Consider the following 22,381-nt stretch of genomic DNA (forward strand, 5'->3'; position numbering starts at 1 on the left):
CGAACACCTCTCCCAAAGGGAGAGGGAGGGGCCCATGGCGCAGCCATGGGAGGGTGAGGGGTTACGCCGCCCGCCGCCCCCTCACGGACGAGCGATCCGCAATACCTCCAGGATCGCCAGCACGAGGCCGTCCGTCTCCAGCAGCGCTCCCGCGTTGTCGAAGCGCAGCACCTGCCACCCGGCCGCTTCCAGATCGCGCGTGCGTGCGGCGTCGTAGACCGCCTGGGCCTCATGGTGGCTGCCGTCGAGCTCGACGATCAGCCGCGCCTCACGGCAGGCAAAGTCGGCGACGTAGCGCCCCACGGGGACCTGCCGCCGGAACTTGAAGCCCTCCAGCTGTCGGTTGCACAGCGCCGACCAGACCTTGCGCTCCGCATCGGTGGCGCTGCGGCGCAGGGCGCGGGCGCGCCGGGTTCGCGGCTTGAGGTTGGCGCGCGGCATGGACGCAGCTTATGCGCGATTGCACCCGGAACAAAGCAGAAACATCTTAACCCCTCACCCTCCCATGGCTATCGCCATGGGCCCCTCCCTCTCCCTGTGGGAGAGGTGGATCGAGGGAGCTGCGCGGCCCCTTAAATGCCTGAAACCACGAGGAAAAAATACCTCTCCCATAGGGAGAGGGAGGGGCCCGACCGCGGAGCGGTTGGGAGGGTGAGGGGTTCCGCCAGCCGCCGGGCGCCCTCAGGCCGCCGGCGCCAGGGAGACGTCGACCATCACCTCGGCGGAGATCGCCTCCAGCGCCGCCTGGGCTCGGTCCACCGACAGGCCGGGCGGGAGGCGCAGCTGGGCGTGCATGTTGAACAGCGGCGCGCCGGAGTGGGCCTCGGCGCTGATCCAGGTGCGGAAGCTCTCGATGTTGGCGCCCAGGCCGCTCAGCACGGCGGTGACCTGGTTGACGATGCCCGGCCGGTCCTGGCCGACCAGGCTGAACTGCAGCGCCTCGCCCTCGGCGGGCGCGGCGGCGACGTCCAGGGCGGGGGCGATGCGCACCTGCAGCCCGTGGGCGTCCACCGCGCCGACCGCCGCGCGCAGCCCCTCGACGTCCTCGGCGGCCAGGTCCACCAGCACCGAGCCGACGTAGAGCCCGCCCAGCCGGCTGAGATGGCTCTCCAGCCAGTTGCCGCCGGCCGACAGCACCGCCGCCGCCAGCGCCTGGGTCAGCCCGGGCCGGTCGCTGCCGACCACGCTGAGGACGAAGTGGGCCATGGGAAGATCTCGCCGTTGCGGGCCGCGCCGGGCCAGGAGCGGGCATTGATATTACGCGCCGGCGACGGAGGCCATGCGCCAGGCGGTGACAGGCCGACCGCGGCCCGCCCCCTCCCCGTGCGATCCGCCGCGGTCACAGGGGCGCGATTTCGCCGATGGCGGGGCCGGCCCGGCTTGACACCAGCGCGCCCGAGGGAAAGACTAACTGAAATTTCGAAACAGTGTTCCGCTCATCGGAACAGCGGGCGGTGAGATGAAAGTGGCGTGCTGGGAGAGTATTGGCGCGGCGGCCATTGCCAACGAGGCGGCCGTTCACGCGACCGGCGCGCGGCTTTGCCTGGATGTTTCGAGCATTTCCAAAGATGTCTTCTGTAATGCCGAAGCTTTCGGCGGTTTGGCGATGGCCGGTTGCCTGACGCCGCCGGCGGGATCGCTGGCCGGCGCGGGGATCACCTGCCGCGCTGTGCTTGCGGCGATGGCCCAGTGAGCGTGGCGGCGCAGGACACGGGCGACGGCGCCCCGCTCGCCCCCACGGCCGAAGCCGCGGTCGCCAACTCCGGGCGCACCCTGCGCGTGGTCCCACGGGCGGCGCAGCCGGTGATCCGCAACCGCTGGGCGGCGTTCGCGGCCCTGTCGCTGATCTTCTTCGTGGTGTCGGCCGGGGCGTTCTCGTCGATCGGCGTGGTGCTGCCGTCGATGGTCAAGGAGATGAACTGGACCTGGCAGGAGGCCGGCATCGGCTTCACCGTGCTGGGCGTCGCCTGCGGCTTCGCCAGCGTCGTGCCGGCGGTGCTGATCCGCTCGATCGGCGTGCGCGCCACGGTGGGCATCGGCGCCCTGGTGCTGGTGGGCGGCTTCTGGCTGGAGGCGACCACCCATTCGGTGACCAGCTACCTGGCGGGCACCACCCTGATCGGCCTGGCCTTCGCCCTGGTGAGCACGGTGCCGGGCTCGCACGTGCTGACCGGCCTCTTCAAGCGCCGCTCGACGGTGCTGGGGACCTATTTCACCATCGGCGCCCTGGGCGGCGTGGCCGGCCCGCAGGTGTATGTGGTGGTCAACGCCGTCACCCACGGCTGGCGCGGCTACTGGCTGGTGTTCGCCGCCGCGGCGGTGGCGAGCGGGGTGATGGCCGTGCTGACCACGCCCGGGCGCGGCGGCGAGGCGCCGCACGAGGACGAGCCGCCCGAGCAGCTGGGCCCGACGAAGATGTTCCGCGAGATGAGCACGCCGGCCGTGCGCCGCGCGCTGCTGTCGCCGCAGTACTATGTGATCGTCGGGGCCTACACGACCTATCTGCTGATCAACACCACCGCGCACGGCTTCGCCATCGAGCACCTGATCGAACGCGGCGTCTCCAAGACCGCCGCCGCGGCGATGTTCTCGGTGGAGGCGCTGATCGGGGCGGCGGTGTCGTCGATCGGCGGCCTGGTGGGCGAGAAGGCCCCGCCCAAGACCCTGCTGCTGGTGGCGCTGATCGGCACAACGGTGGGCATGATCGGCCTGGCCGAGGCGCGCGGCTTCTGGATGATGTCGGTGTTCGCCCTGGGCCTGGGGGTCGGCTTCGGCCTGTCGTTCGTCGCCTCGACCATGCTGCTGCTGCGCTATTTCGGGCCGCGGCCGTACCTGGAGCTCTATTCGATCATGTGCCTGCTCTCGACGGCCGCGGCGCTGGGCCCGGCCTATGGTGGCCACGTGCGCGACGTGCTGGGCGGCTTTTCCGAGGTGTTCTGGGCCTGCGCCGGGATCACCGCGGTGATGCTGGTCCTGACCCTGTTCCTGAAGCCGCCGCGCCACGAGGCCGCCGCGGCGATCGATGCCGCCGTCGTGCCGGAGTCCCAAGCGTGAGCGAGACCTTGATCCCCAACCCGGCGCAGGCGCCCGCCTGGATCCGCGCCGACCTGCTGATCGCCGGCGCCACCGTGCTGACCCTCAACGCGCGGCGCGAGGTGATCCTCGACGGCGCCATCGCCATCGCCGGCGACCGCATCGTCGCGGTGGGAAAGCGCGCCGACCTGGAGCGGTCGGTGGACGCCGCGCGCACCCTGGACGGCCGGCGCTTCGTCGCCACCCCCGGCTTCGTCGACGGCCATATCCACATCACCGGCGATCCCATCACCCGCGGCTTCGCCCGCGGCGGCCCGGACGACAACTGGTCCGACAAGCTGATGAAGTGGGTGATCCCGATCTTCCGCACCCAGACGCCGCAGGACGAGGCGCTGGCCGCCCAGTGCGCCGCCCTGGCCATGATCCGCTACGGCACGACCACCTTCATGGAGGCCGGCACCGTCAGCCACCTGGACGCCACGATGGAGGGCCTGGCCGCCACCGGCATCCGCGGGCGCGTCGGCGAATGGGTGGAGGGCCGCTATGGCCCCAATGCCGAGGCCGAGGCGATCGCCGTGCTGCAGAGCGAGGTCGAGCGCTATCCGGACCAGGCGGGCGAGGCCCTGCTGGCCGCCTGGCCGGTGCTGGTCGGCCATTCCACCAACACCGACGCCGTCTGGCAGGCCGCCAAGGCGCTGGCCGATCAGCACGGCATCCGCGTCTCGGCGCACATGAGCCCGCGCGCCGGCGACCCCGAGTGGTACCTGGCCAACACCGGCAAGCGCCCGGTCGAACACCTGGAGGCGATCGGCGCCCTGGGGCCGAACGTCTGCCTGACCCACCTGGCCGACGTCTCCATGGGCGAGGTCGAGGCGCTGAAGCGCAACGGCGTGCACGCCATCCATTGCGCCCACGCAGCCTTCCAGGGCGGCTTTGGCCTGTCGCGCATCGGCCTCTATCCGGAGATGATCGACGCCGGGGTCAACGTCATGCTGGGCACCGACGGCGTGGCCGCCGACATCCTGTCGTCGGCGCGGCTGATGGGCAGCGTGTTCCGCGACGCGCGCGTGGACCAGGACCTGTTCCCGCCGGGCCTGATGCTGGAGATGGCCACCCTCAACGGCGCCGTCGGCATGGGGCTGGACGGACTGATCGGCTCGCTGGAAGCCGGCAAGAAGGCCGACCTGGTGCTGCACGACACCGACCTGCCCGAATGGGGCCCGGTGTTCGACGCCCCCGCGCAGCTGGCGATGAGCGCGCCGCCGCACGGGGTGCACAGCGTGTGGGTGGACGGGGTCCAGCTGCTGGACGCCGGGTGCTCGACCCGCCTGGACGAAGACAAGTTGCTGGCCGACGCGCGCCAGGCGGGTCTGGGCGTGATCGCCCGCACCGGCCTGCCCAACCGCACCAGCTGGCCGGTGCTGTGATGGCCAATGCTGTGATGGCGGTGCTTTGATGATCGAGACCACCGTGAGCCTCCGCCCCGAACCCGCGTCGCCGACCGCCCCCGCCCGCGCGCCCACGCCCGCCGAGTGGCGCCAGGCCATGGGCTGCTTCCCCACCGGCGTGACCATCGTCACCACCTGGGACGACGTCGGCGACGCCCTCGGGGCGGACGTAGAGGGCGGCGCGCGGCCGCTGGGCCGCCCCGAGCCGGTCGGCTCGACGATCAACGCCTTCTGCTCGGTCTCGCTGGATCCGCCGCTGCTGCTGATCTGCCTGGACCTGAACAACCCGATCCGCCGGGCGCTGGAGCGCACGCGGGTGTTCGGCGTCAACATCCTGTGCAGCGACAGCCACGGCATGGCGATGCGCTTCGCCACCGACCCGCTGACCGACCGCTTCACCGCCTTCGACTGGGGCCACGCCGAGGGCGGCGCGCCGCAGCTGAAGGCAGCGCCAGTGTTCGTCGACTGCCAGGTGCAGGACATCCACACCGCCGGCGATCACCTGGTGATCATCGGCCGCGGGGTCGGCGCGCACGTCGACCCGGCCCCCACGCCCCTGCTCTACCACCGCGGCGCCTTCCCGAAGCTGGGAGCCTGACCATGGCCGCCAGGAACGCCGCACTCACCACCCCGAAGCTCCAGAGGACCTAGCCATGGCCACCGCTCCCGCCCACTCTGTCGGCCCCCGCCGCTCGACCTGGACCCACATCGCGCTGTGCGTGAAGGACATCGACGCCTCGATCGCCTGGTACGAGCGCCACACGCACCTGAAGCTGCTGACCCGCGGCGAGGACAACGACGGCAAGAACGCCTGGCTGGGCGACGACACCCAGGCCGACTCGCCGTTCATCCTGGTGCTGGGCCAGTTCTACGAGGGGCACGACCCGTTCGCCCCGGCGCCGCACCACCCCATGGGCCCGTTCGCCCACATCGGCATGGAGCTGCCCAGCAAGGAAGCCGTCGACGAGATGGCCGAGCGCGGCAAGGCGGAAGGCTGCCTGGCGTTCGGACCGGTGCAGATGCCCAAGGCGATCGGATACCTGTGTTTTCTGAGAGACCCTGACGGCAACACGGTCGAATACTCGTTCGACCAGGGCGTCTACGAAAAGGCCCGGGAAGTCTGGGGCAAGGCCAAGGCCTCCGCCTGAGATCCTCGGCCTGACAGCAAGCGCCCCCTGGATTTTCAGTTCAGGGGGCGTTATTCCAAGTATATTCCGCTGAACGGAACATGTCCGTTTAGTAAGACCCCGCACATTGTGAGTGAAATTTACACCTTCACAGGGTCCGCGCCGCCTGATGACAATTCCAGGCTGCAAATTGCGCTGAAAATGTCACACATCGTGTGAAATGTCTCGCGCCTCTTCTCGACACGATTTGACAATCTTGACCGTTCGGTGACTAAATTCCGGGCAAATGGCCAGGGATGCGCGCCGGCGGCTTGCTGCAGGGGGGCGCCGACGGCCCAGGCCGGATAGAGACCGGACGCGTTTTTGGTTCACCTCGGCAAGTCGCCGAAAGAAGAAGAAGTTGGGGACATGAGACCTTCTAAGCTGCGCCTGCGACACAAGCTGATCGCGTCCACCTATCTCCTGGCCGCGGGCGCGGCCGCCCCCGGCCTGGCCCACGCCGCCGACGCGGCCGCCGCCGCCACCGCGGCCAACGACAGCACGGTCGAACAGATCGTGGTCACGGCCGAGCGCCGCAGCGTCGACATCCAGAAGTCGGCCCTGGCGGTGACGGCGGTGACCTCCGCGGCGCTGGACAAGTCGGCGACGATGAACATCTCCGGCCTGAACGCAGTGGTCCCCAGCCTGGAGATCACCAAGGCCTCGGGCTTCGAGAACCTGGTCACCATCCGCGGCGTCGGCTCGGCCACGCCGGAGAACTCGCTGACCACCACGCCGGGCGTCTCGTTCTTCATGGACGGGGTCTACATCGCCAACACCGTCTCGCTGGACCAGTCGCTGTTCGACGTGGACCAGATCGAGGTGCTGCGCGGCCCGCAGGGCGCCCTGTACGGCCAGAGCTCGATCGGCGGGGCGATCATCCTCAACACCAAGCAGCCCAAGCTGCACACCTTCGACGCCTCGGGCGACTTCAGCGCCGGCACCTACGGCCTGTTCCGCGAGCGCGCCGAGGTCAACATCCCGCTGGGCGACCAGTTCGCCGCGCGCCTGTCGGTGCAGAAGTTCGACCATTCGGGCTTCACCCGCGACGTGGCGATCCCCGGCTTCTACCTGGACGCGGCGCACGACGTCAGCGGCAAGGCGGCGCTGCTGTGGAAGCCGCGCGACGACTTCCAGGTCACCTTCACCGGCCAGTGGTACCACTCCAGCCAGGCCGGCGACGCGCAGAAGAACATCCTCGACCCGAACCCCGATCCGCGGGCCGTGTCGCAGGACTATCCGGGCCACTTCCAGCTGAACACCCAGCTGTACCACGTCAACGCCCAGTGGGATCTGCCGTGGTTCCAGGTGCGCTCGGTCACCGCCTACCAGGTGCTGGACCACGTGCAGCAGGAGGACGGCGACCGCTCGACCTACGCCATCCTCGGCCGCTATGACCACATCGCCGCCTGGAACACCTGGGTCGGCAACTTCACCCAGGAAATCGACCTGGTGTCCAAGCCGGGCGGCAAGCTCGACTGGGTGGTCGGCGGCTTCTACCTGAACCAGCGCAGCCACCAGTTCGTCGCCGAATACGGCGCCTTCGCGCCGCCGCCGGTGCTGACCATCCCGTCCAACATAGAATCCAGCCCGCCGTCCAACCTCAGCTACGGCAACGACAGCCACGCGGTGCACCAGTCCTACGCCGGCTTCGCGCAGGGCACCTACCACGTCTCCGACCGCTTCCGCCTGACGGCCGGGGTGCGGGTCAACGCCGACTACAACAAGGACCCGAGCTTCAACTTCTCGGCCTTCGGCACCAGCCACGTCGAGAACAAGTCCTGGGACGTGGTGCCCACCTGGCGCGCCGTGGCCGAGTACGACGTGACGCCGACCAACATGGTCTACGGCAGCGTGTCGAAGGGCTACAAGCCGGGCGGCGTCAACGGCAGCTACAACCAGCAGGTCATCCCGACCGTGTTCAAGCCGGAGACCAACACCTCGTTCGAGATCGGCTCGAAGAACACCTTCTTCGACCACGCCCTGCGGCTGAACGCGACGGCGTTCTACTATATCCACAAGAACTTCCAGTACATCGAGACCGACCCGGTGCCGTTCGACGGCGGCATCGCCAACATCCCGGAAGTGCACGACTACGGCGCCGAATTCGAAGCCTCGTATGTGGGCATGGAAGGCCGCTTCCACCTCGACGCCAGCCTGGCGCTTGAGAAGGGCACGGTCTCCAGCCACTACAAGTCGATCGACTCCACGGTCGCGGACTCGCTGGAAGGCCCGAACTTCACGGGCGCCAATTCGCAGCCGTTCTTCGGTCCCTGCTCGTTCTACGGGGCCTACGGCAACCCCGCCTGCTGGGCGGCGGTTGAGGCGGCGGCCATCGACCTGAAGGGCCACGAGGCGCCGGCGATGCCGAACGTCTCCGGCTCGATCTCGGCCTCCTACCGCTTCGACATGTTCGGCGGCGACTTCACCCCGCGCGCCGAGCTGGTCTACCGCGGCAAGGAATGGGCCCGGTTCTTCAACGAACCCGGCCTGGACCGCGTGCCGGCCTACACCATCGTCAACCTGAACTTCGAGTACGTGCCCAAGGGTAACGACCACATCAAGTTCCAGCTGGCCGTGACCAACGTCGGCGACAAGGCGGGCATCAACTCGCGCTACACCGACCCCTACGGCGTGTTCCAGACCAGCGACCAGTACATCCCGCCGCGCCAGGTGATCGGCACCGTGGCCTACAAGTGGTAGGTCTTTCGGGGGGTTCCGTTTTCGCAGCCGCGCGCGGCGAGGACGGAGCCCCTCACCTTCCCATGGCTGCGCCATGGGCCCCTCCCTCTCCCAACGGGAGAGGTGTTTTGTTTTTTGAGACAGGCGTTTAGAGCCACAGCTTCGCCGCCTTCCTCACCTCTCCCACAGGGAGAGGGAGGGGCCCGCGGGCCTTGCGAACGCAAGGGGCGTGGGAGGGTGAGGGGTTCCGCCATCGCCGCGTAAAGCCCGACGCTCATGACCGACTTCGCCCGCCTGAACCTGATCGACATCGCCGCCGAGGTGAGCGCGCGTCGCCGCAGCGCAGAGGCGGTGGCGCGCGAGGCGCTGGACCGCATCGCCGCCTATGACCGCATCCAGCCGGCGGTATGGATCTCCCGCGCGCCGGCCGAGGCGGTGCTGGCCGCGGCCCGCGCCGTCGACGCCCGCATCGCGGCGGGCGAGACCCTGCCGCTGGCGGGGGTTCCATTCGCGGTGAAGGACAACATCGATGTGGCCGGCCTGGCCACCACGGCCGCCTGCCCGGCCTTCGCCTACCGGCCGGCCGAGACCGCGCCGGTGGTCCAGCGGCTGATCGACGCCGGCGCGGTGGTGCTGGGCAAGACCAACCTCGACCAGTTCGCCACCGGCCTGGTGGGCGCGCGCAGCCCCTATGGCGCGCCGGGGGCCGTCTATAACCGCGACTACGTCTCCGGCGGCTCGTCGTCCGGATCGGCGGTGGCGGTGGCCGCCGGCCTGGCGGCGTTCGCGCTGGGCACGGACACCGCGGGCTCCGGCCGCGTGCCGGCGGCCTTCAACCACCTGGTCGGCTTCAAGCCCAGCAAGGGCCGCTGGAGCACGCGCGGCCTGGTTCCCGCCTGCCGCACCCTGGACTGCATCACCGTCTTCGCCGGCACGGCCGACGAGGCCCTGGCGGTGGACCGGGCGGTCGCCGGCTTCGACGCGGCCGATCCCTATTCCCGCCGCGCCCCGGCCGAGGTCCCGGCGCCGGTCGGCGCGCGTTTCCGCTTCGGCGTGGCGCGGCCGGAGCAGCTGAATTGGCTGGGCGATCTGCAGTCCCCCGGCCTCTACGACGCCGCCGTGCGCCGGCTGCAGGCCGCCGGCGGCGAGGCGGTGGTCGTCGACATCGCGCCGCTGCGCGCCGCCGCCGACCTGCTCTACCAGGGCGCCTGGGTGGCCGAGCGCACCGCGGCGGTGGAAGACCTGCTGCGCGACAGGCCCGCCGCCATCGAGCCCACCGTGCGCGCCATCCTGCAGGGCGGCCTTGCCCTCACCGCCGTCGAGGCGTTCCGCGCCGAATACCAGCTGCGCGGCTTCGCCCGGCAGGCCGAGGCCATCTGGGACGCCGTCGACGTGCTGCTGCTGCCCACGGCGGCCACCACCTGGCGGATCCGCGAGGTGAAGGCCGAGCCCTTCGCCCTCAACGCCGGCCTCGGCCTCTACACCAACTTCGTCAACCTGCTGGACATGAGCGCGGTCGCCGTGCCCGCCGGCTTTCGCGACAACGCCACCGGCTTCGGCGTGACCCTGATCGGCCCGGCCTGGGCCGACGAGGCCCTGCTGGCGCTGGCCCGCCGCTACGAGGAGATCGCCCCCATGCCCGACACCCCGCCCCTCGACCTGGCCGGCGCCCCGGCCCGCATCCGCCTGGCCGTGGTCGGCGCGCACCTGGCCGCCATGCCGCTGCACTGGCAGCTGACCTCGCGCGACGCCACCCTGGTGGCGCGCACCACCACCGCCCCGGCCTATCGCCTGTACGCCATGGCCGAGAGCACCCCGCCCAAACCGGCGCTCGTGCACGTCGGCGACGGCGGCGCGGCCATCGAGGTGGAGGTCTATGAACTGGACGTCGCCCACTTCGGCAGCTTCGTCGCCGAGGTGCCGCCGCCGCTGGCGATCGGCACGGTGACCCTGGCCGACGGCGCGCTGGTCAAGGGCTTCGTCGCCGAACCCCGCGCCCTCGACGGCGCCGCCGACATCACCCACCTGGGCGGCTGGCGCGCGTACATCGCGGGGCTGTAGGCCCCCCTTCCCCTGACCGCGGCGCCAGCGCCTGGATGATGTCGGTCGTGTTACGGCGAAAGCCATTGAATGGACACAGCAATGGGCGCATGGGCTGAAGCCATGTTCGCACGACGCCAGTTCCTGGTTCTCGGCGGCCTGGGCGCGCTGGGCCTGGCCTGGGGAGCGCGCGCGGCCGAGCCGACCGCCACCGTCCAGCTTCCCGCCTATCCGCCGGCAGGGCCTTCGGCTGCCGACTATCAGGCGCAGGCCAGACGGCTCGCCGAACTGGCGGCGGAGGCGGCGCGGCAGCGGCCGAACAGCGTGCTGAACTTCACGCCCGAAAGCCTGCGCATCGTCGACGACATGCTCGCCGAAGCCGCCGCCCACGCCCCGCCCCTCACCGACGAGCGCAAGCGCGAAGTGGTGCAGGCCTTCGGCTGCTACGTCCTGGAAGTCGCGCGGCGCGAGTTCGGCGGCGCCTATCAGTGGTCCGATGGCGACAGGGGACCGATGCTGGTGGTCGGCGATCCGGACTTCCAGATCAGCCTCGTCACCTGGCCGCGGATCGCCAAGCGCCTGGGCGGCGACCCCGCCGCCAGCCTGTCGGCCGTCTACCAGGGCTTCGCCGACCGCGCCCGCGCCGCCGCGCCTGGCGACAAGGCGGCGTTCGGCTAGGCGGCGGCGGAACCCCTCACCCTCCCATGGCTGCGCCATGGGCCCCTCCCTCTCCCTGTGGGAGAGGTGCATTTGGGTGGCGGCTTCAGTTCCACATCCCTCTGAAATTATAGAAAAAACACCTCTCCCATAGGGAGAGGGAGGGGCCCGACCGCGGAGCGGTTGGGAGGGTGAGGGGTTACGCCGCTCCAGCCGCTCATCTGACGTTTTCGTCAACTCGCTTGCCTCACACCCGCCTCACCGCTACAACTTGACCAAATCGTCAACTAAGGGAGGACGGCGTGGCGATCATCAGGGTCGAGGACGTGGCCTATGTGCGCTTCCGGGCGCCGGACCTGGGGGCCATGCAGGGCTTCCTGGAGGACTTCGGGCTGGCGGTGGTCGAGGCCGGCGAGCGGCGGCTGGTGGCGCGCGGGGCCGGCGCGGCGCCGGTGGCGCACGTGACCGAACCGGGCGAGCCGGGGTTCGCGAGCCTGGCCCTGCGGGCGGCCTCGCTGGCCGACCTCGAGACCCTGGCCGCGGCCGAGGGCGTGTCGGTCGAGCCGCTTGACCTGCCCGGCGGCGGCCAGGTGGCGCGCCTGCGCGATCCCGATGGCCACGTCGTCGAGGTGGTCGCGGGCCAGGCCGAGGCGGCGCCCCTGCCGCTGCCCCAGGCGCAGGCCTGGAACCGCATCGGCGCGCACCCCAGGCTGCGCGCCACCAAGCGGGTGGCGGCCGGCCCGGCGCACGTGGCGCGGCTGGGCCATGTGGTGCTGAACGTCTCCGACTTCCGCGCCGCCGAGGCCTGGTACAAGGACCGCTTCGGCTTCATCACCTCCGACGAGATCCGCCTGACGCCGGAGTTCGCCCTGGGGGCCTTCCTGCGCTGCGACCGCGGCGCGGCGCCCACCGACCACCACACCCTGTTCCTGATCCAGAGCCCAAAGGGCCCCGGCTTCAACCACGCCGCCTTCGAGGTGGCCGACCTGGACGACCTGATGCTGGGCCACCAGCGGCTGCAGGACGCCGGGCGCCACGCCGAATGGGGCGTCGGCCGGCATATCCTGGGCAGCCAGGTGTTCGACTATTGGCGCGACCCGTGGGGCCACACCCTGGAGCACTGGACCGACGGCGACCTGTTCACCGCCGCCGATGGCTCCAACGTCGCCACCCTGCAGGACCTGCTGGGCGTGCAGTGGGGCCCGGCCGCCCCGCCGACCATGGGCTGAGCCGGAGACACACCCGATGAAACTCGCGACCTTCGACGCCGGCGCCGGCGCCCAGCTGGGCGTGGTGACCGGCCAGACCATCGTCCCGCTGAACGCGGCCGCGCCGGGGCTGCCCGGCGAGATGACCGCCCTGATCGCCGCCTGGCCGCAGGTGGAGGGCGAGGTGCGCCGCGTCGCCCAGGCCGGCGCCGGCGCCCTGCCGCTGGATGGGGTGCGGCTGAAGGCGCCGATCCGCCGGCCGGGCAAGATCATGGCCATCGGCCTGAACTACGCCGACCACATCGCCGAGAGCGGGCTGGGCACGCCCGAGCACCAGGTGTGGTTCTGCAAGGTCTCCTCCGCGGCCAACGGGCCGTACGACGCCATCCAGGTGCCGCGCGTGTCGCAGGCGCTGGACTACGAGGCCGAGCTGGTGGCGGTGGTCGGCGCCGGCGGGCGGCACATCGGCCGGGCCGAGGCGCCCGCGGCGGTGTTCGGCTACTGCTGCGGCAACGACGCCACCGAGCGGGCCTGGCAGCACCGCACGCCGCAGTGGGTGGTGGGCAAGTCGTTCGACACCCACGCCCCGTTCGGCCCGTGGATCACCACCGCCGACGAGGTCGCCGACCCGCACGCGCTGGAGATCCGCTGCCAGGTCAACGGCGAGACGCGCCAGCACTCCAACACCCGGCATCTGGTGTTCGACCTGTGGGCGCAGATCGAGCATCTGAGCCAGGCCATGACCCTGGAGCCGGGCGACCTGATCTTCACCGGCACCCCCGGCGGGATCGGCGCGGCGATGAAGCCGATGCGCTTCCTGAAGGACGGCGACCGGGTGCGGGTGGAGATCGAGGGCCTGGGCGCGCTCGACAACCCCTGCCAGGCCGAGCCGTGAGCGCCGTGGCGGACGGCGCTTTCGACGCCGACGTGCTGGTGGTCGGCCTGGGACCGGTGGGCGCGGCCCTGGCCGCGCTGCTGGTGCGCCAGGGGGTGCGGGTGATCGCCGTCGACCGCGACACGCGCGTCTATCCGATGCCGCGCGCGGTGCACTTCGACCACGAGATCATGCGCCTGTTCCAGCAGCTGGGCGTCGCCGAGGCGGTGGGCCGCCAGGCGCGCCCCGTGCCGGCCTACGAGTTCCGCAACGGCGAGGGCCGGCTGCTGATGCGGCTGCCGCCGGCGCCGGCGACGCCGTCGGGCTGGGCCTCGGGCTACATGTTCCACCAGCCCAGCCTGGAGACGGCGCTGCGCGAGATGCTGGCCGCCTCGCCCCTGGCCGACGTGCGGCTGGGCGTGACGCTGACCGGCCTGGCGCAGGACGCCGAGGGCGTGAGCGCCGACCTGGCCGGGCCGGACGGCGCGGCGACGGTGCGGGCCCGCTGGCTGATCGGCTGCGACGGCGCGTCCAGCGCGGTGCGCGAGGCGATCGGCGGGCGGCTCAGCGACTACCAGTTCGACGAGCCCTGGCTGGTGGTCGACGTGCACGCCGAACCTGGCGCGCGCCTGCCGGAGGTCAACCTGCAGGTCTGCGATCCGAGGCGCCCCACCACCTGCGTGCTGGGCGGCCCCGGCCGCCACCGCTGGGAATTCATGCTGCTGCCGGGAGAGACCCCGGAGGCGATGCTGGACGAGGCAGTGGTGCAGGCGCTGATCGCTCCCTGGGACTGCGGGCCGGTGACCCTGGAGCGCATGGCGGTGTACCGCTTCCACGGCCTGGTCGCCGACCGCTGGCGCGACGGCCGCGTGCTGCTGGCCGGGGACTCCGCGCACCAGACGCCGCCCTTCGCCGGCCAGGGCATGTGCTCGGGCCTGCGCGACGCGGCCAACCTGGCCTGGAAGCTGGCGGCGGTGCTGCGCGGCGCGGCCGGACCGGCCCTGCTGGACAGCTACCAGGCCGAGCGCGAGCCCAACGTGCGCGGCTATATCGAGCTGGCCATCGGCATGGGCCGGATGGTCTGCACCCTGGACCCCACCGCCGCCGCCGAACGCGACGCCCAGATGCTGGCGCGGCTGGACGCCGGCGCCCCGCCCCTGCCGCCGCTGCGGCCCGCGCCCATGGCGGCGGGCTGCGTGATGGCCGGCGCGCCAGGAGCCGGGGAGCTGTTCCCGCAGCCGGTCTCGGACGGGCTGCGCCTGGACGATGTGCTGGAGGCGTTGGCCCCAAACGCCGCCTGGCTGATCAGCCGCGAGGCGCAGATCCCGGCGCCGACCGGCGTTCTGGCCCTGAGGCTGGACGGTGAAGCTCTGGCCCTGAGGCTGGACGGTGAAGCTCTGGCGCCGTTCCGCGCCGAGCTCTCGACATGGCTGGATGCGCACGAGGCCGAGGCGGTGCTGGTCCGCCCGGACCGGCATGTGTTCGGGACGGGCGCGCCGTCAGATCTGGTGCTCGCCTGGGCCCGGATGCTGGCCGCGCCCGAGCCAGCCCCCCAACTGTGATCACAGCGCGCTTGCACAATCGCGCGCGGCCGGCCAGGAACGCGGCATGAGCGAGTCCCGGCCCAACCCCCGCGCCGAGCGCACCCGCGCCGCCCTGCTGGGCGCGGCGCGGCGGCTGCTGGCCGAGCGGCCGGTGGACGCGGTGACCGTGGACGACATGGTGCAGGCCGCCGGCGTCGGAAAGGGCAGCTTCTACAACCACTTCGAGGGGCGCGAGGGGCTGGTGGCGGCGCTCTCCGGCGAGATCCGCGCCGGCGTCGAGGCGGCCGTCGCCAGGGTCAACGCCGCCGAGACCGACCCCGGGCGACGGATGATCCGCGCGGTCTGCACCTACCTGCGCTACGCCGTCGACGAACCGGAGCGCACGCGGCTGCTGGTGCGGCTGCACGGCGGCCACGCGGCACTGGGCTCGCCGCTGAACCGCGGCCTCAGGGCCGACATCGAGCAGGGCCTGGCCGCCGGCCGCTTCACCGTGCCCGACGTCGACGCCGGCGTGCTGTTCGTGCTGGGCCTGGCGCAGATCACCATGGTGCGCGTGGCCGTCGAGCCGCAGCCCGAGCCCGCCGCCCGGCTGGCCCAGGACCTGGGGACGATGCTGCTGCGCGGCCTGGGCCTGGCCTCGCCGCAGGCCGACCAGCTGGCCGCGGAGGCCGCCGACGAGATCGTCCGGCGCGGCGCCTTCGCCCAACCTTCCCCCGCCGGAGCCGCCGCATGAGCCCCCGCCCGCTGAGCCCCCGCCCGCTGACCCCGTTCGAGGGCATGGATATCCGCAGCCTGGTGGACGAGCAGGCCGCCCGCCGCGGCGACCATCCGTTCCTGATCTGGGAGCCGTTTGCCAGGGACGACGAGGCGGGCGAAGGCGAGACCTGGAGCTACGCCCGGTTCGCCGACACCCTGCGCCGGTTCGCCGCCGGCCTGGTCGCCCGCGGGGTGAAGCCGGGCGAGCGGGTGCTGGTGCATCTCGACAACTGCCCCCACTCGGTGATCGCCTGGCTGGGCTGCGCCTACGCCGGGGCGGTGGCGGTGACCACCAACGCCCGCTCGGCGCGCGACGAGCTGGCCTATTTCGCCAGCCACTCGGGCGCCGTGGGGGCGATCACCCAGCCGAGGTTCGCCGACCTGCTGGCCGCCGCCGCGCCGGACCTGCCGTGGCGCGCCGTGACGGCCGACGACAACGGCGAGCCGCCGGCCCCCTTCGCCGCGGCGTTCGAGCCGGTGGCGGCGATCGACGCCGACCCGGCCACCCTGCCCGACCGACCGCACGACCCGTGGGCGCCGTTCGCCATCCAGTACACCTCCGGCACCACGGCGCGGCCCAAGGCGGTGCTGTGGACGCACGCCAACGCCCTGTGGGGCGGACGGATGTGCGCCCAGCACGAGGATCTGGGCCCCGACGACGTCCACCTGACCCACCTGCCGATGTTCCACACCAACGCCCAGGCCTATTCCGTGCTGGCGGCGCTGTGGGCGGGGGCGACGGTGGTGCTGCAACCGCGCTTCTCGGCCTCGCGGTTCTGGCCGGTGTCGCTGAAGCACGGCGCCACCTGGAGCTCGATGGTGCCGTTCTGCGCCAAGGCGCTGATGAGCCAGCCCGTGCCCGAGCGGCACGGCTACCGCTTCTGGGGCAACGGGATCTGCGAGCCGGGCTGGGACCGCCACTTCCGGGTCAAGACCATCGGCTGGTGGGGCATGACCGAGACCATCACCCACGGGGTGGTGGGCAGCGCGCACCGCCGCGACGCGCCGATGTCGATGGGCCGCCCGGCCCCCGGCTACGAGATCCATGTGCTGGACGCCGCCGGCGCCCCGGTGGCCCCCGGCGGGGTCGGCGATCTCTATGTGCGCGGCCTGCCGGGCGTGTCGCTGTTCCTGGAGTACGCCGGCGATCCGGCCGCCACCGCGGCCGCCTATACCGCCGACGGCCTGTTCATTACCGGCGACCGGGTGCGCGTGGGCGAGGACGGCTATCTGTATTTTGCCGACCGGGTCAAGGACATGCTCAAGGTCGGCGGCGAGAACGTCGCCGCCTCTGAGATCGAGCGGGTGATCGCCGCCGTGCCCGGGGTGTCGGAGGTGGCGGTGGTCGCCATGCGCCACCCGATGCTGGACGAGGCGCCCGCCGCCTTCGTCATCCCCCTGCCCGGCCACGCCGAGGACCTGGCCGAGCGGATCGCCGCCGCCTGCGACGACGCCCTGGCCGGCTTCAAGCGCCCCCACCTGATCCGCCTGGTCGACGCCCTGCCCCGCGCCACCCTGGAAAAGGTCGCCAAGGCCGAGCTGCGGGCGATGCTGGCCGCGGAGGGGTAGGCGGGCGCCGGCGTCTGCCCCCCGCGTTCAGGTCAGGGCCCCCGTTCAGCCGTTCTCGGTCAGCAGGCGGTTGGCGGTCAGGGGTTGGACCTGGCTGCTGGCGCGGTCGACACCGTCGATGGTGATCGCCAGCAGCCCGTCCTCGCGCCGCGAGATCCAGCGCTTTTCCTTCAGGTACCAGAGATGGAAGTCCAGGTGCTCGGGCGGGCAGTCGAGCAGGTCGGACAGCTCCGCGTCGCCGATCCCCGGGTCGCGGATGTTCTTGCGGCACTTGACGTAGAACAGCGACAGCAGCCGGTTCTGGATCAGCACATCGTGGTCGATGCCCTCGCGGTCGCCAGCTTCCTCGATCAACTGCAGGCGCAGGCGCGCATGGTCGCGGTGTTCGAGGTCGTATCGCGCCCGCTTGGCGGGATCCTTCAAAGTATTGTTGGCGTCGAGCACCAGCTCGAAGCGCGATCTGTCCCCTGTATCCGGGTTGTCCGGGTGATATCGCTGAGCCAGATAGCGGAAAACGCGCTCGATCGTCTCCGAATTGGCGTTCGGGCTGATTTCCAGCACTTCGTAGTAATCGACGAAACTCAAACGATCGGCTCCATCCGCGGTAGCAGCCTGGCAGTATTCTACGGAACGCGGCGCAGGTGCAACCAGGACGCAAGCCAAATCCGCACCTTCGCGCCCAGCGCCGCAACCCGCGCCGTCCGGCCGGCGGCGGTCGACCTCACACGTTCATCCGCGCCGCCAGGGCGCGCAACTGCGGCGGGGTCTGTTCCCGGGGGCCGCCGAGGCGCTGGGCGAGATCGCCGAATTCGCGCTGCGCTGAGGCGGGGGGCGATACCGAAACACCTCTCCCATCGGGAGAGGGAGGGGCCCGACCGCGCAGCGGTTGGGAGGGTGAGGGGCTACGCCGTTCCGGCGAACTCACGGACGGGCGACCCGCAACGCCTCCATGACGGCCAGGGCGACATCGGCAACAAGGCGGAGAGGTGGTGGCCCCTCACCCTCCCATGGCTGCGCCATGGGCCCCTCCCTCTCCCTGTGGCAGAGGTGGATCAGGGCCGTCAGGCGCAGCGGCGCTCCAGCCAGGCCTTGGCCTCGTCCAGGTCGGCCCAGCCGAACGCCTGCTCGCTGGGGCCGTGGGCGCGGTAGTGATCGAGACGGGCCTTGGCCTCGTCCAGGGTGGGGATGTGGCCGGGCTCGACCCACCACAGCACGAAGCTGGGGCGGTCCGGCGCCTCGAAGAAGTCGTGCTTGCGGGCATAGATGTTGCGGTGGACGGTCTGGAACACGAACCGGCCCAGCGCCTCGGCGCTCTCCCACACCGACATGTTGACGCTCATGGTCGGGTCGCCCGGCCAGTGCAGCGCCATGGCGCTGTCGCCAGTGTCGTCCTGCAGCCGCCAGACGAAGCCCGGCATCCGCTCGGCCAGGGCGTTGACCCGCGCCAGGTTGCCGTAGAAGTCCGCCATCCGCGGGTCGTCCGGGCCGCCCAGCACCCGCCCGATGTTCACTTCCGCCAGATGCATGCGGCCCTCCGGGTTGCGGGCCGACCCTAGCACCGCGCGCCCGCAAGCCAAGCTAGCAAGCGCCGCTGCCGCCGATCCGGAGCTAGCGTTCCGCCGAGCGCTCGAAATCGCTGCGGCCGTCGAAGCCGTGTGTCAGGTGCATGGGCGTGGCGGGGCCGCCGCAGCCGCGCGCTTCGCCAAGCCCCTTCAGATAGGCGCGGCGCGCGTCGCCGGACATGATCGCGTCGAGCACCAGCTTGTCGTGCTGCTCGGCGCCCGACAGCTTGCGCACGAAGCCGGAGAACGGCAGCAGGGCCTCGGAGCCGGCGTGCAGCCCCTCCCGGGCGGTGCGCGCGCGGCGGGCGTCCCGGCTGGTGTCCTCCTGGACCACGGCGTCGAAGTCGTCACCCAGCGCGACGTTGAGGGCGCTGACCTGCGAGGCCAGGGCGGCGCAGTCGAGCGAGGCGGGGCGGGCGTAGGGATCGGCCATCACCGCAATCAGCAGCGGCGGGATCTTCTGGCTCATCAGGTTCATGTCGTGCATCGGCGCGGCGGCGGCGATGCCGGCGCTGGCCTGGCCGGCCACGTCCGGCGGCTGCAGCGGCTGCGGCCGAGGCTGCTGCGGATCGGCGTGGGTCAGGCCCGGCGCCAGCAGGGCCAGGGCGCCGAGGGCGGAGACGGTGAGGCGGCGCATCGGGGAGGCCTTCGTTGCAAAGGTGAGCCTGATGACACAACCGTTGCCGAGCCTGGCCGTTCCCCGGCGGACCGCCGGCGGCTCTCCGCTGGAGCCCGCATCCCGGCCTTCGACCCTTCGCGCGGCGCCCGGACGCGCTATCATCGGCTTCGCGGCCAGGACCACGGGAGAGTCGGCCGCCGCCGGCGCAGGGGTGGCGTCGGCGCACGCCATCCAGGACCGGCCATGCAAGATCTCGAGAAGATGCAGCACGAGCTCCACGCGCATGAAGTGAACCTGCTGAAGGAACTGCGCCTGATCCGCCGCGGCCTGCGACGGGCGACGGAGGGGCGCGCGACCCCCGAGCTGACCACGGGCCAGAAGATCGCCGACGCGGTGGCGGCGACCATGGGCTCGTGGCCGTTCATCATCGTCCAGACCACCATCCTGGCCTTCTGGATCGCCGCCAACGTCACCGCCTGGATCAACCACTGGGACCCCTATCCCTTCATCCTCTTGAACCTGGCGCTGTCGTTCCAGGCGGCCTATGCGGCGCCCTTCATCATGATGGCGCAGAACCGCCAGCAGGACATCGACCGGATGGCGGCCGAGACCGACCACCAGGTCAACGTCAAGGCCGAGCTGGAGATCGAGCTGCTGCACCAGAAGATCGACGAGCTGCGCGAGAAGGAGGTGCTGGCCCTGACCGAGGCGATCGCGGTGCTGTCCCGGCACCTCGAGGCCCACGGCCTGACCCCGCCCAAGGCGCCGACCGAGGTCTGAAGTCGCAGGTGGCGAGCCGTCCGGGCCTGTGCTTCTTCAGGCGGGGCGCGCGGCGCCTGGGCAGGGAGATTCGAATGCGACGATCGGGACTGGCAGCCATCGCCTGGGCCATGGCGTCGACATCGGTGAGCGCCGCGGCGTTGCCGCCCCCGATCGCCCCGGCGGCCGAGGGACGGCTGCAATGCTACGCTCCCAACCGCGCCGCCCGATCGTGCCAGTCGCTGGCCAGCTATGCGCCAGCGCCGGGCGGCGGGATCGACAATCCCTCCACGGTGCTGATCTCGCCCTCGCCCGTGGTCACCATGCGGACGACGACGCCGGTGACGGTCAAGGCGGGCCAGGTCTGCGGCTTCATTCGCCCCGAAGACATCCAGTCGGCCACGTTCGAGATCGCCGGCGCGCCGGCGACGCCCGCCCAGGCGACGATGCTCAGGCAGAAGATGACGGCGGCGCAGCAGGGCGTCTTCGGTCACGAGATCTGCACCGCCTACGTCCCGGACGGCGATGCGATGATCGCCAAGGCGTCGATCGACGGCGTCGCCCAGCCCGCGATGGACCAGACGGTGATCTGGGTCTCGCCCGCAGACGGCTTCAAGGTCGCCCCCTAGGCTCGCCCCCTCCGGGTCCATTCAAAGGCGGCGTGATCCAGGGGGGATCTCCGGCAGGCGACGGCGCGCGCAGTCCCTCGAGCAGCAGGGCGATCATCCGCCGCCCGACGCCGGCGTCGCGGCTGCGGGCCATGGACTGGTCCGCGGCCTGAGGTCGGCGCCTCGCCTACGTCAGGTCGTCCGCGCCGCCGCCAGCCGCCGCACCGCCGCGCGCAGCAGGGCCGGGGCGTACACCCGGTGGAAGGGGACCAGGGCGCGAAAGCCGAGGCCGAGGCCAGGAGCGCCCCGGCGCGGGACCAGCGCCGTGCCGAACCGCAGGGTGGTGGCCGACGCGTCGCCGGCGGCGGCGGCCGGCGCGCTCATCAGCCACGAGCGCGACGCCCCCAGGAAGTCGCAGAGCAGGATCTGGTCGGCCGTGCGCGCCTCAACCGTCCAGGCGGCGAACCGCTCGGCCTGCCCGGCCGCCAGCCGCCGCGCCTGCGCGTCGCTGGAGGGGCGCGCCAGCAGCACCGCCAGGACCAGCCGCTCCAGCTTGAACAGGGCCGTGGTGTAGAAGGCCTCGACGAAGGCCGCCTGGGTGACGTGGCCGGGAACCCGGACCACCAGGCAGTCGGCATAGCCCCCCTGCCCCGCATAGCGGCCCAGCAGCGCCCCCGCCGGCAGGTCGGCGGCCTCGATCGTCACCGGCATCGGCGGCCAGCGCACGACGCCGCCGGCCAGCAGCGACCACCAGACCAGCACCGGCTGAAACGCCAGCCGCGGGCCGTGGTACCACCAGCTGTCGGGCAGCGGCGGCGCATGCACCCGCCCGAAGGCGTGGTACAGGTTGGCCGGGAACACGCAGACGCAATAGGCGGCCAGCAGTATCCCCGCCAGCCGCCGGGTGCGGGGCAGCAGGAGCCCAGCCGCGCCGGCGATCTCGCAGGCGCCGGTGAAAAGCACCACCTCGCGCGGCCACGGGATAGCCGGCGGCATGATCCGCACGAAGCCGCCCGGCGCCGCCAGGTGCAGCGCCCCGGCCGCCAGGAACAGCGCCGCCAGCACGAGGCGCGAGACCTGATCCAGGACCGGGTGATGGCGGGTGGCGCTCATCGCCGCACAAGCGCCCGGCGGGGGCGCGCCGTCAATCGTCGCGGCCGCCTGGGCGGCGCGGCCCTACCGCTCGAACGGCGCGGGGCCCTGGTCGTACTGCCGGGCCATGCGCACCAGGTCGCTGTCGCTGTGGCCATCGCGTTCGGCGATGCGGAAGCTGGCGGAATAGGTCCGGGCCGAGGGGATGAACACCTGGCGTACGCCCCGCTGGCGGCCGCCGACGAAGATCGCCACGGGCTTCAGCGTATGGGTCTGGGCGTCGTTGGGGGCGACGTCGCCTTCGCCGTAGAAGGCCTTCAGCGGGGTGGTCAGCCGCACGGCGGTGACCAGGCCCAGATGCCCCGCGTCGTTGCCGTCCCAGTCCCAGCGCACCGCCAGGGTCGCCTGCAGGATGCCCTTGCCGATGTTGCGCCCCTCGCCGAACGCCGGCCCGCCGCGGCCGAAATAGTCGATCACCGTCTGCATCTCGTGCGGGGTGGTCCACCAGTCGCCCAGCCACCGGGCCGGGTCGCGGTAGGTCCGGAGCAGCACCTGCCCGGCCGCGAGGTCGACCACCACCGGGTCCTTCAGCCCGCCGCTGCGCCGCCCCTGCACCGAAAAGCCGCGGGCGGCCAGATAGGCCCCTCGCACCTGGGGCTCGCGGAACAGGGCGGCATTGGCGGCGCTCATCGCGCCAGCCTGCCTCCATCGAGGCCGGGCGGCAAGATCGCCGCACGGCGGCGGCGGCGGCCCCCTCCACCGCC

The 22,381-nt window shown here is 71.8% G+C and carries 22 protein-coding genes; 15 read left to right on the plus strand and 7 right to left on the minus strand.

The features are described 5' to 3' along the window. Positions 1-81: 81 nt before the first annotated feature. Together ACO2Q3_RS12355 and ACO2Q3_RS12360 are read right to left on the minus strand one after the other, a co-directional pair. Positions 82-441, minus strand: coding sequence for an endonuclease domain-containing protein (locus ACO2Q3_RS12355; RefSeq protein ID WP_423306890.1), 360 nt, complete (start codon positions 439-441; stop codon positions 82-84). 240 nt (positions 442-681) lie between these two features. Continuing rightward, on the minus strand, positions 682-1,206 hold the full coding sequence (locus ACO2Q3_RS12360; RefSeq protein WP_423306891.1) for a glycine cleavage system protein R: 525 nt from the start codon (positions 1,204-1,206) through the stop codon (positions 682-684). A 253-nt stretch (positions 1,207-1,459) separates the two neighbouring features. Between ACO2Q3_RS12360 and ACO2Q3_RS12365 the strand changes: the two genes are divergently transcribed. From ACO2Q3_RS12365 to ACO2Q3_RS12425, 13 genes are all read left to right on the plus strand, one after another. Continuing rightward, the gene (locus tag ACO2Q3_RS12365; RefSeq protein WP_423306892.1) at positions 1,460-1,693 is read left to right on the plus strand and encodes a hypothetical protein; all 234 of its coding nucleotides are present in this window, start codon (positions 1,460-1,462) and stop codon (positions 1,691-1,693) included. Further along, positions 1,690-3,054, plus strand: coding sequence for a CynX/NimT family MFS transporter (locus tag ACO2Q3_RS12370; RefSeq protein ID WP_423306893.1), 1,365 nt, complete (start codon positions 1,690-1,692; stop codon positions 3,052-3,054). The genes ACO2Q3_RS12365 and ACO2Q3_RS12370 overlap by 4 nt, the downstream gene beginning before the upstream one ends. Next, a complete protein-coding gene (locus ACO2Q3_RS12375) occupies positions 3,051-4,460 on the plus strand; it encodes an amidohydrolase family protein (RefSeq protein WP_423306894.1) in 1,410 nt (469 codons plus the stop codon). Before ACO2Q3_RS12370 ends, ACO2Q3_RS12375 begins: the two co-directional genes overlap by 4 nt. Before the next feature lie 28 nt (positions 4,461-4,488). Beyond that, complete coding sequence (locus tag ACO2Q3_RS12380; protein ID WP_423306895.1) at positions 4,489-5,079, plus strand: flavin reductase family protein; 591 nt, start codon at positions 4,489-4,491, stop codon at positions 5,077-5,079. 55 nt (positions 5,080-5,134) lie between these two features. Beyond that, positions 5,135-5,629, plus strand: a complete 495-nt coding sequence (locus ACO2Q3_RS12385) for a VOC family protein (RefSeq protein ID WP_423306896.1) — start codon at positions 5,135-5,137, stop codon at positions 5,627-5,629. Between the two features lie 387 nt (positions 5,630-6,016). Then, positions 6,017-8,350, plus strand: coding sequence for a TonB-dependent receptor (locus ACO2Q3_RS12390; RefSeq protein ID WP_423306897.1), 2,334 nt, complete (start codon positions 6,017-6,019; stop codon positions 8,348-8,350). 255 nt (positions 8,351-8,605) lie between these two features. Beyond that, positions 8,606-10,390 carry an allophanate hydrolase gene (atzF, locus tag ACO2Q3_RS12395; protein WP_423306898.1) on the plus strand — a complete coding sequence of 595 codons (1,785 nt, stop codon included), beginning with the start codon at positions 8,606-8,608 and terminating at the stop codon, positions 10,388-10,390. 102 nt (positions 10,391-10,492) lie between these two features. Further along, on the plus strand, positions 10,493-11,047 hold the full coding sequence (locus tag ACO2Q3_RS12400) for a hypothetical protein (RefSeq protein WP_423306899.1): 555 nt from the start codon (positions 10,493-10,495) through the stop codon (positions 11,045-11,047). 281 nt (positions 11,048-11,328) lie between these two features. Further along, positions 11,329-12,255, plus strand: coding sequence for a VOC family protein (locus tag ACO2Q3_RS12405; RefSeq protein ID WP_423306900.1), 927 nt, complete (start codon positions 11,329-11,331; stop codon positions 12,253-12,255). 16 nt (positions 12,256-12,271) lie between these two features. Beyond that, entirely contained in the window at positions 12,272-13,129 is an 858-nt protein-coding gene (locus tag ACO2Q3_RS12410; protein WP_423306901.1) for a fumarylacetoacetate hydrolase family protein, read from the plus strand. Further along, positions 13,126-14,670 carry a bifunctional 3-(3-hydroxy-phenyl)propionate/3-hydroxycinnamic acid hydroxylase gene (locus ACO2Q3_RS12415; RefSeq protein WP_423306902.1) on the plus strand — a complete coding sequence of 515 codons (1,545 nt, stop codon included), beginning with the start codon at positions 13,126-13,128 and terminating at the stop codon, positions 14,668-14,670. Before ACO2Q3_RS12410 ends, ACO2Q3_RS12415 begins: the two co-directional genes overlap by 4 nt. 46 nt (positions 14,671-14,716) lie before the next feature. Further along, the gene (locus tag ACO2Q3_RS12420; protein ID WP_423306903.1) at positions 14,717-15,385 is read left to right on the plus strand and encodes a TetR/AcrR family transcriptional regulator; all 669 of its coding nucleotides are present in this window, start codon (positions 14,717-14,719) and stop codon (positions 15,383-15,385) included. Further along, positions 15,382-16,977, plus strand: coding sequence for an AMP-binding protein (locus ACO2Q3_RS12425; protein WP_423306904.1), 1,596 nt, complete (start codon positions 15,382-15,384; stop codon positions 16,975-16,977). Before ACO2Q3_RS12420 ends, ACO2Q3_RS12425 begins: the two co-directional genes overlap by 4 nt. A gap of 45 nt (positions 16,978-17,022) precedes the next feature. On the opposite strand, the gene ACO2Q3_RS12430 is transcribed toward ACO2Q3_RS12425, so the two are convergent. The 3 genes from ACO2Q3_RS12430 to ACO2Q3_RS12440 form a co-directional block, all read right to left on the minus strand. Continuing rightward, positions 17,023-17,562 (minus strand): DnaJ domain-containing protein, encoded by a 540-nt coding sequence (locus tag ACO2Q3_RS12430; RefSeq protein WP_423306905.1) that lies wholly within the window; start codon positions 17,560-17,562, stop codon positions 17,023-17,025. A gap of 476 nt (positions 17,563-18,038) precedes the next feature. Beyond that, positions 18,039-18,503, minus strand: coding sequence for a DUF3291 domain-containing protein (locus ACO2Q3_RS12435; protein ID WP_423306906.1), 465 nt, complete (start codon positions 18,501-18,503; stop codon positions 18,039-18,041). Between the two features lie 82 nt (positions 18,504-18,585). Continuing rightward, on the minus strand, positions 18,586-19,176 hold the full coding sequence (locus ACO2Q3_RS12440) for a hypothetical protein (protein WP_423306907.1): 591 nt from the start codon (positions 19,174-19,176) through the stop codon (positions 18,586-18,588). A 225-nt stretch (positions 19,177-19,401) separates the two neighbouring features. On the opposite strand from ACO2Q3_RS12440, the gene ACO2Q3_RS12445 reads away from it, so the two are divergent. Next, positions 19,402-19,938, plus strand: a complete 537-nt coding sequence (locus tag ACO2Q3_RS12445; protein WP_423306908.1) for a DUF1003 domain-containing protein — start codon at positions 19,402-19,404, stop codon at positions 19,936-19,938. 74 nt (positions 19,939-20,012) lie between these two features. Further along, the gene (locus ACO2Q3_RS12450) at positions 20,013-20,546 is read left to right on the plus strand and encodes a hypothetical protein (protein WP_423306909.1); all 534 of its coding nucleotides are present in this window, start codon (positions 20,013-20,015) and stop codon (positions 20,544-20,546) included. 171 nt (positions 20,547-20,717) lie between these two features. Here the strand turns inward: ACO2Q3_RS12450 and ACO2Q3_RS12455 are convergent, their stop codons facing one another. Then, positions 20,718-21,638: a DoxX family protein gene (locus ACO2Q3_RS12455; protein ID WP_423306910.1), complete on the minus strand. Its 921-nt coding sequence runs from the start codon at positions 21,636-21,638 to the stop codon at positions 20,718-20,720. A 63-nt stretch (positions 21,639-21,701) separates the two neighbouring features. Continuing rightward, the gene (locus ACO2Q3_RS12460; protein WP_423306911.1) at positions 21,702-22,307 is read right to left on the minus strand and encodes a hypothetical protein; all 606 of its coding nucleotides are present in this window, start codon (positions 22,305-22,307) and stop codon (positions 21,702-21,704) included. Positions 22,308-22,381: the final 74 nt, after the last annotated feature.

The organism is Caulobacter sp. KR2-114 (assembly GCF_049446115.1).
Lineage (GTDB): Bacteria > Pseudomonadota > Alphaproteobacteria > Caulobacterales > Caulobacteraceae > Acaudatibacter.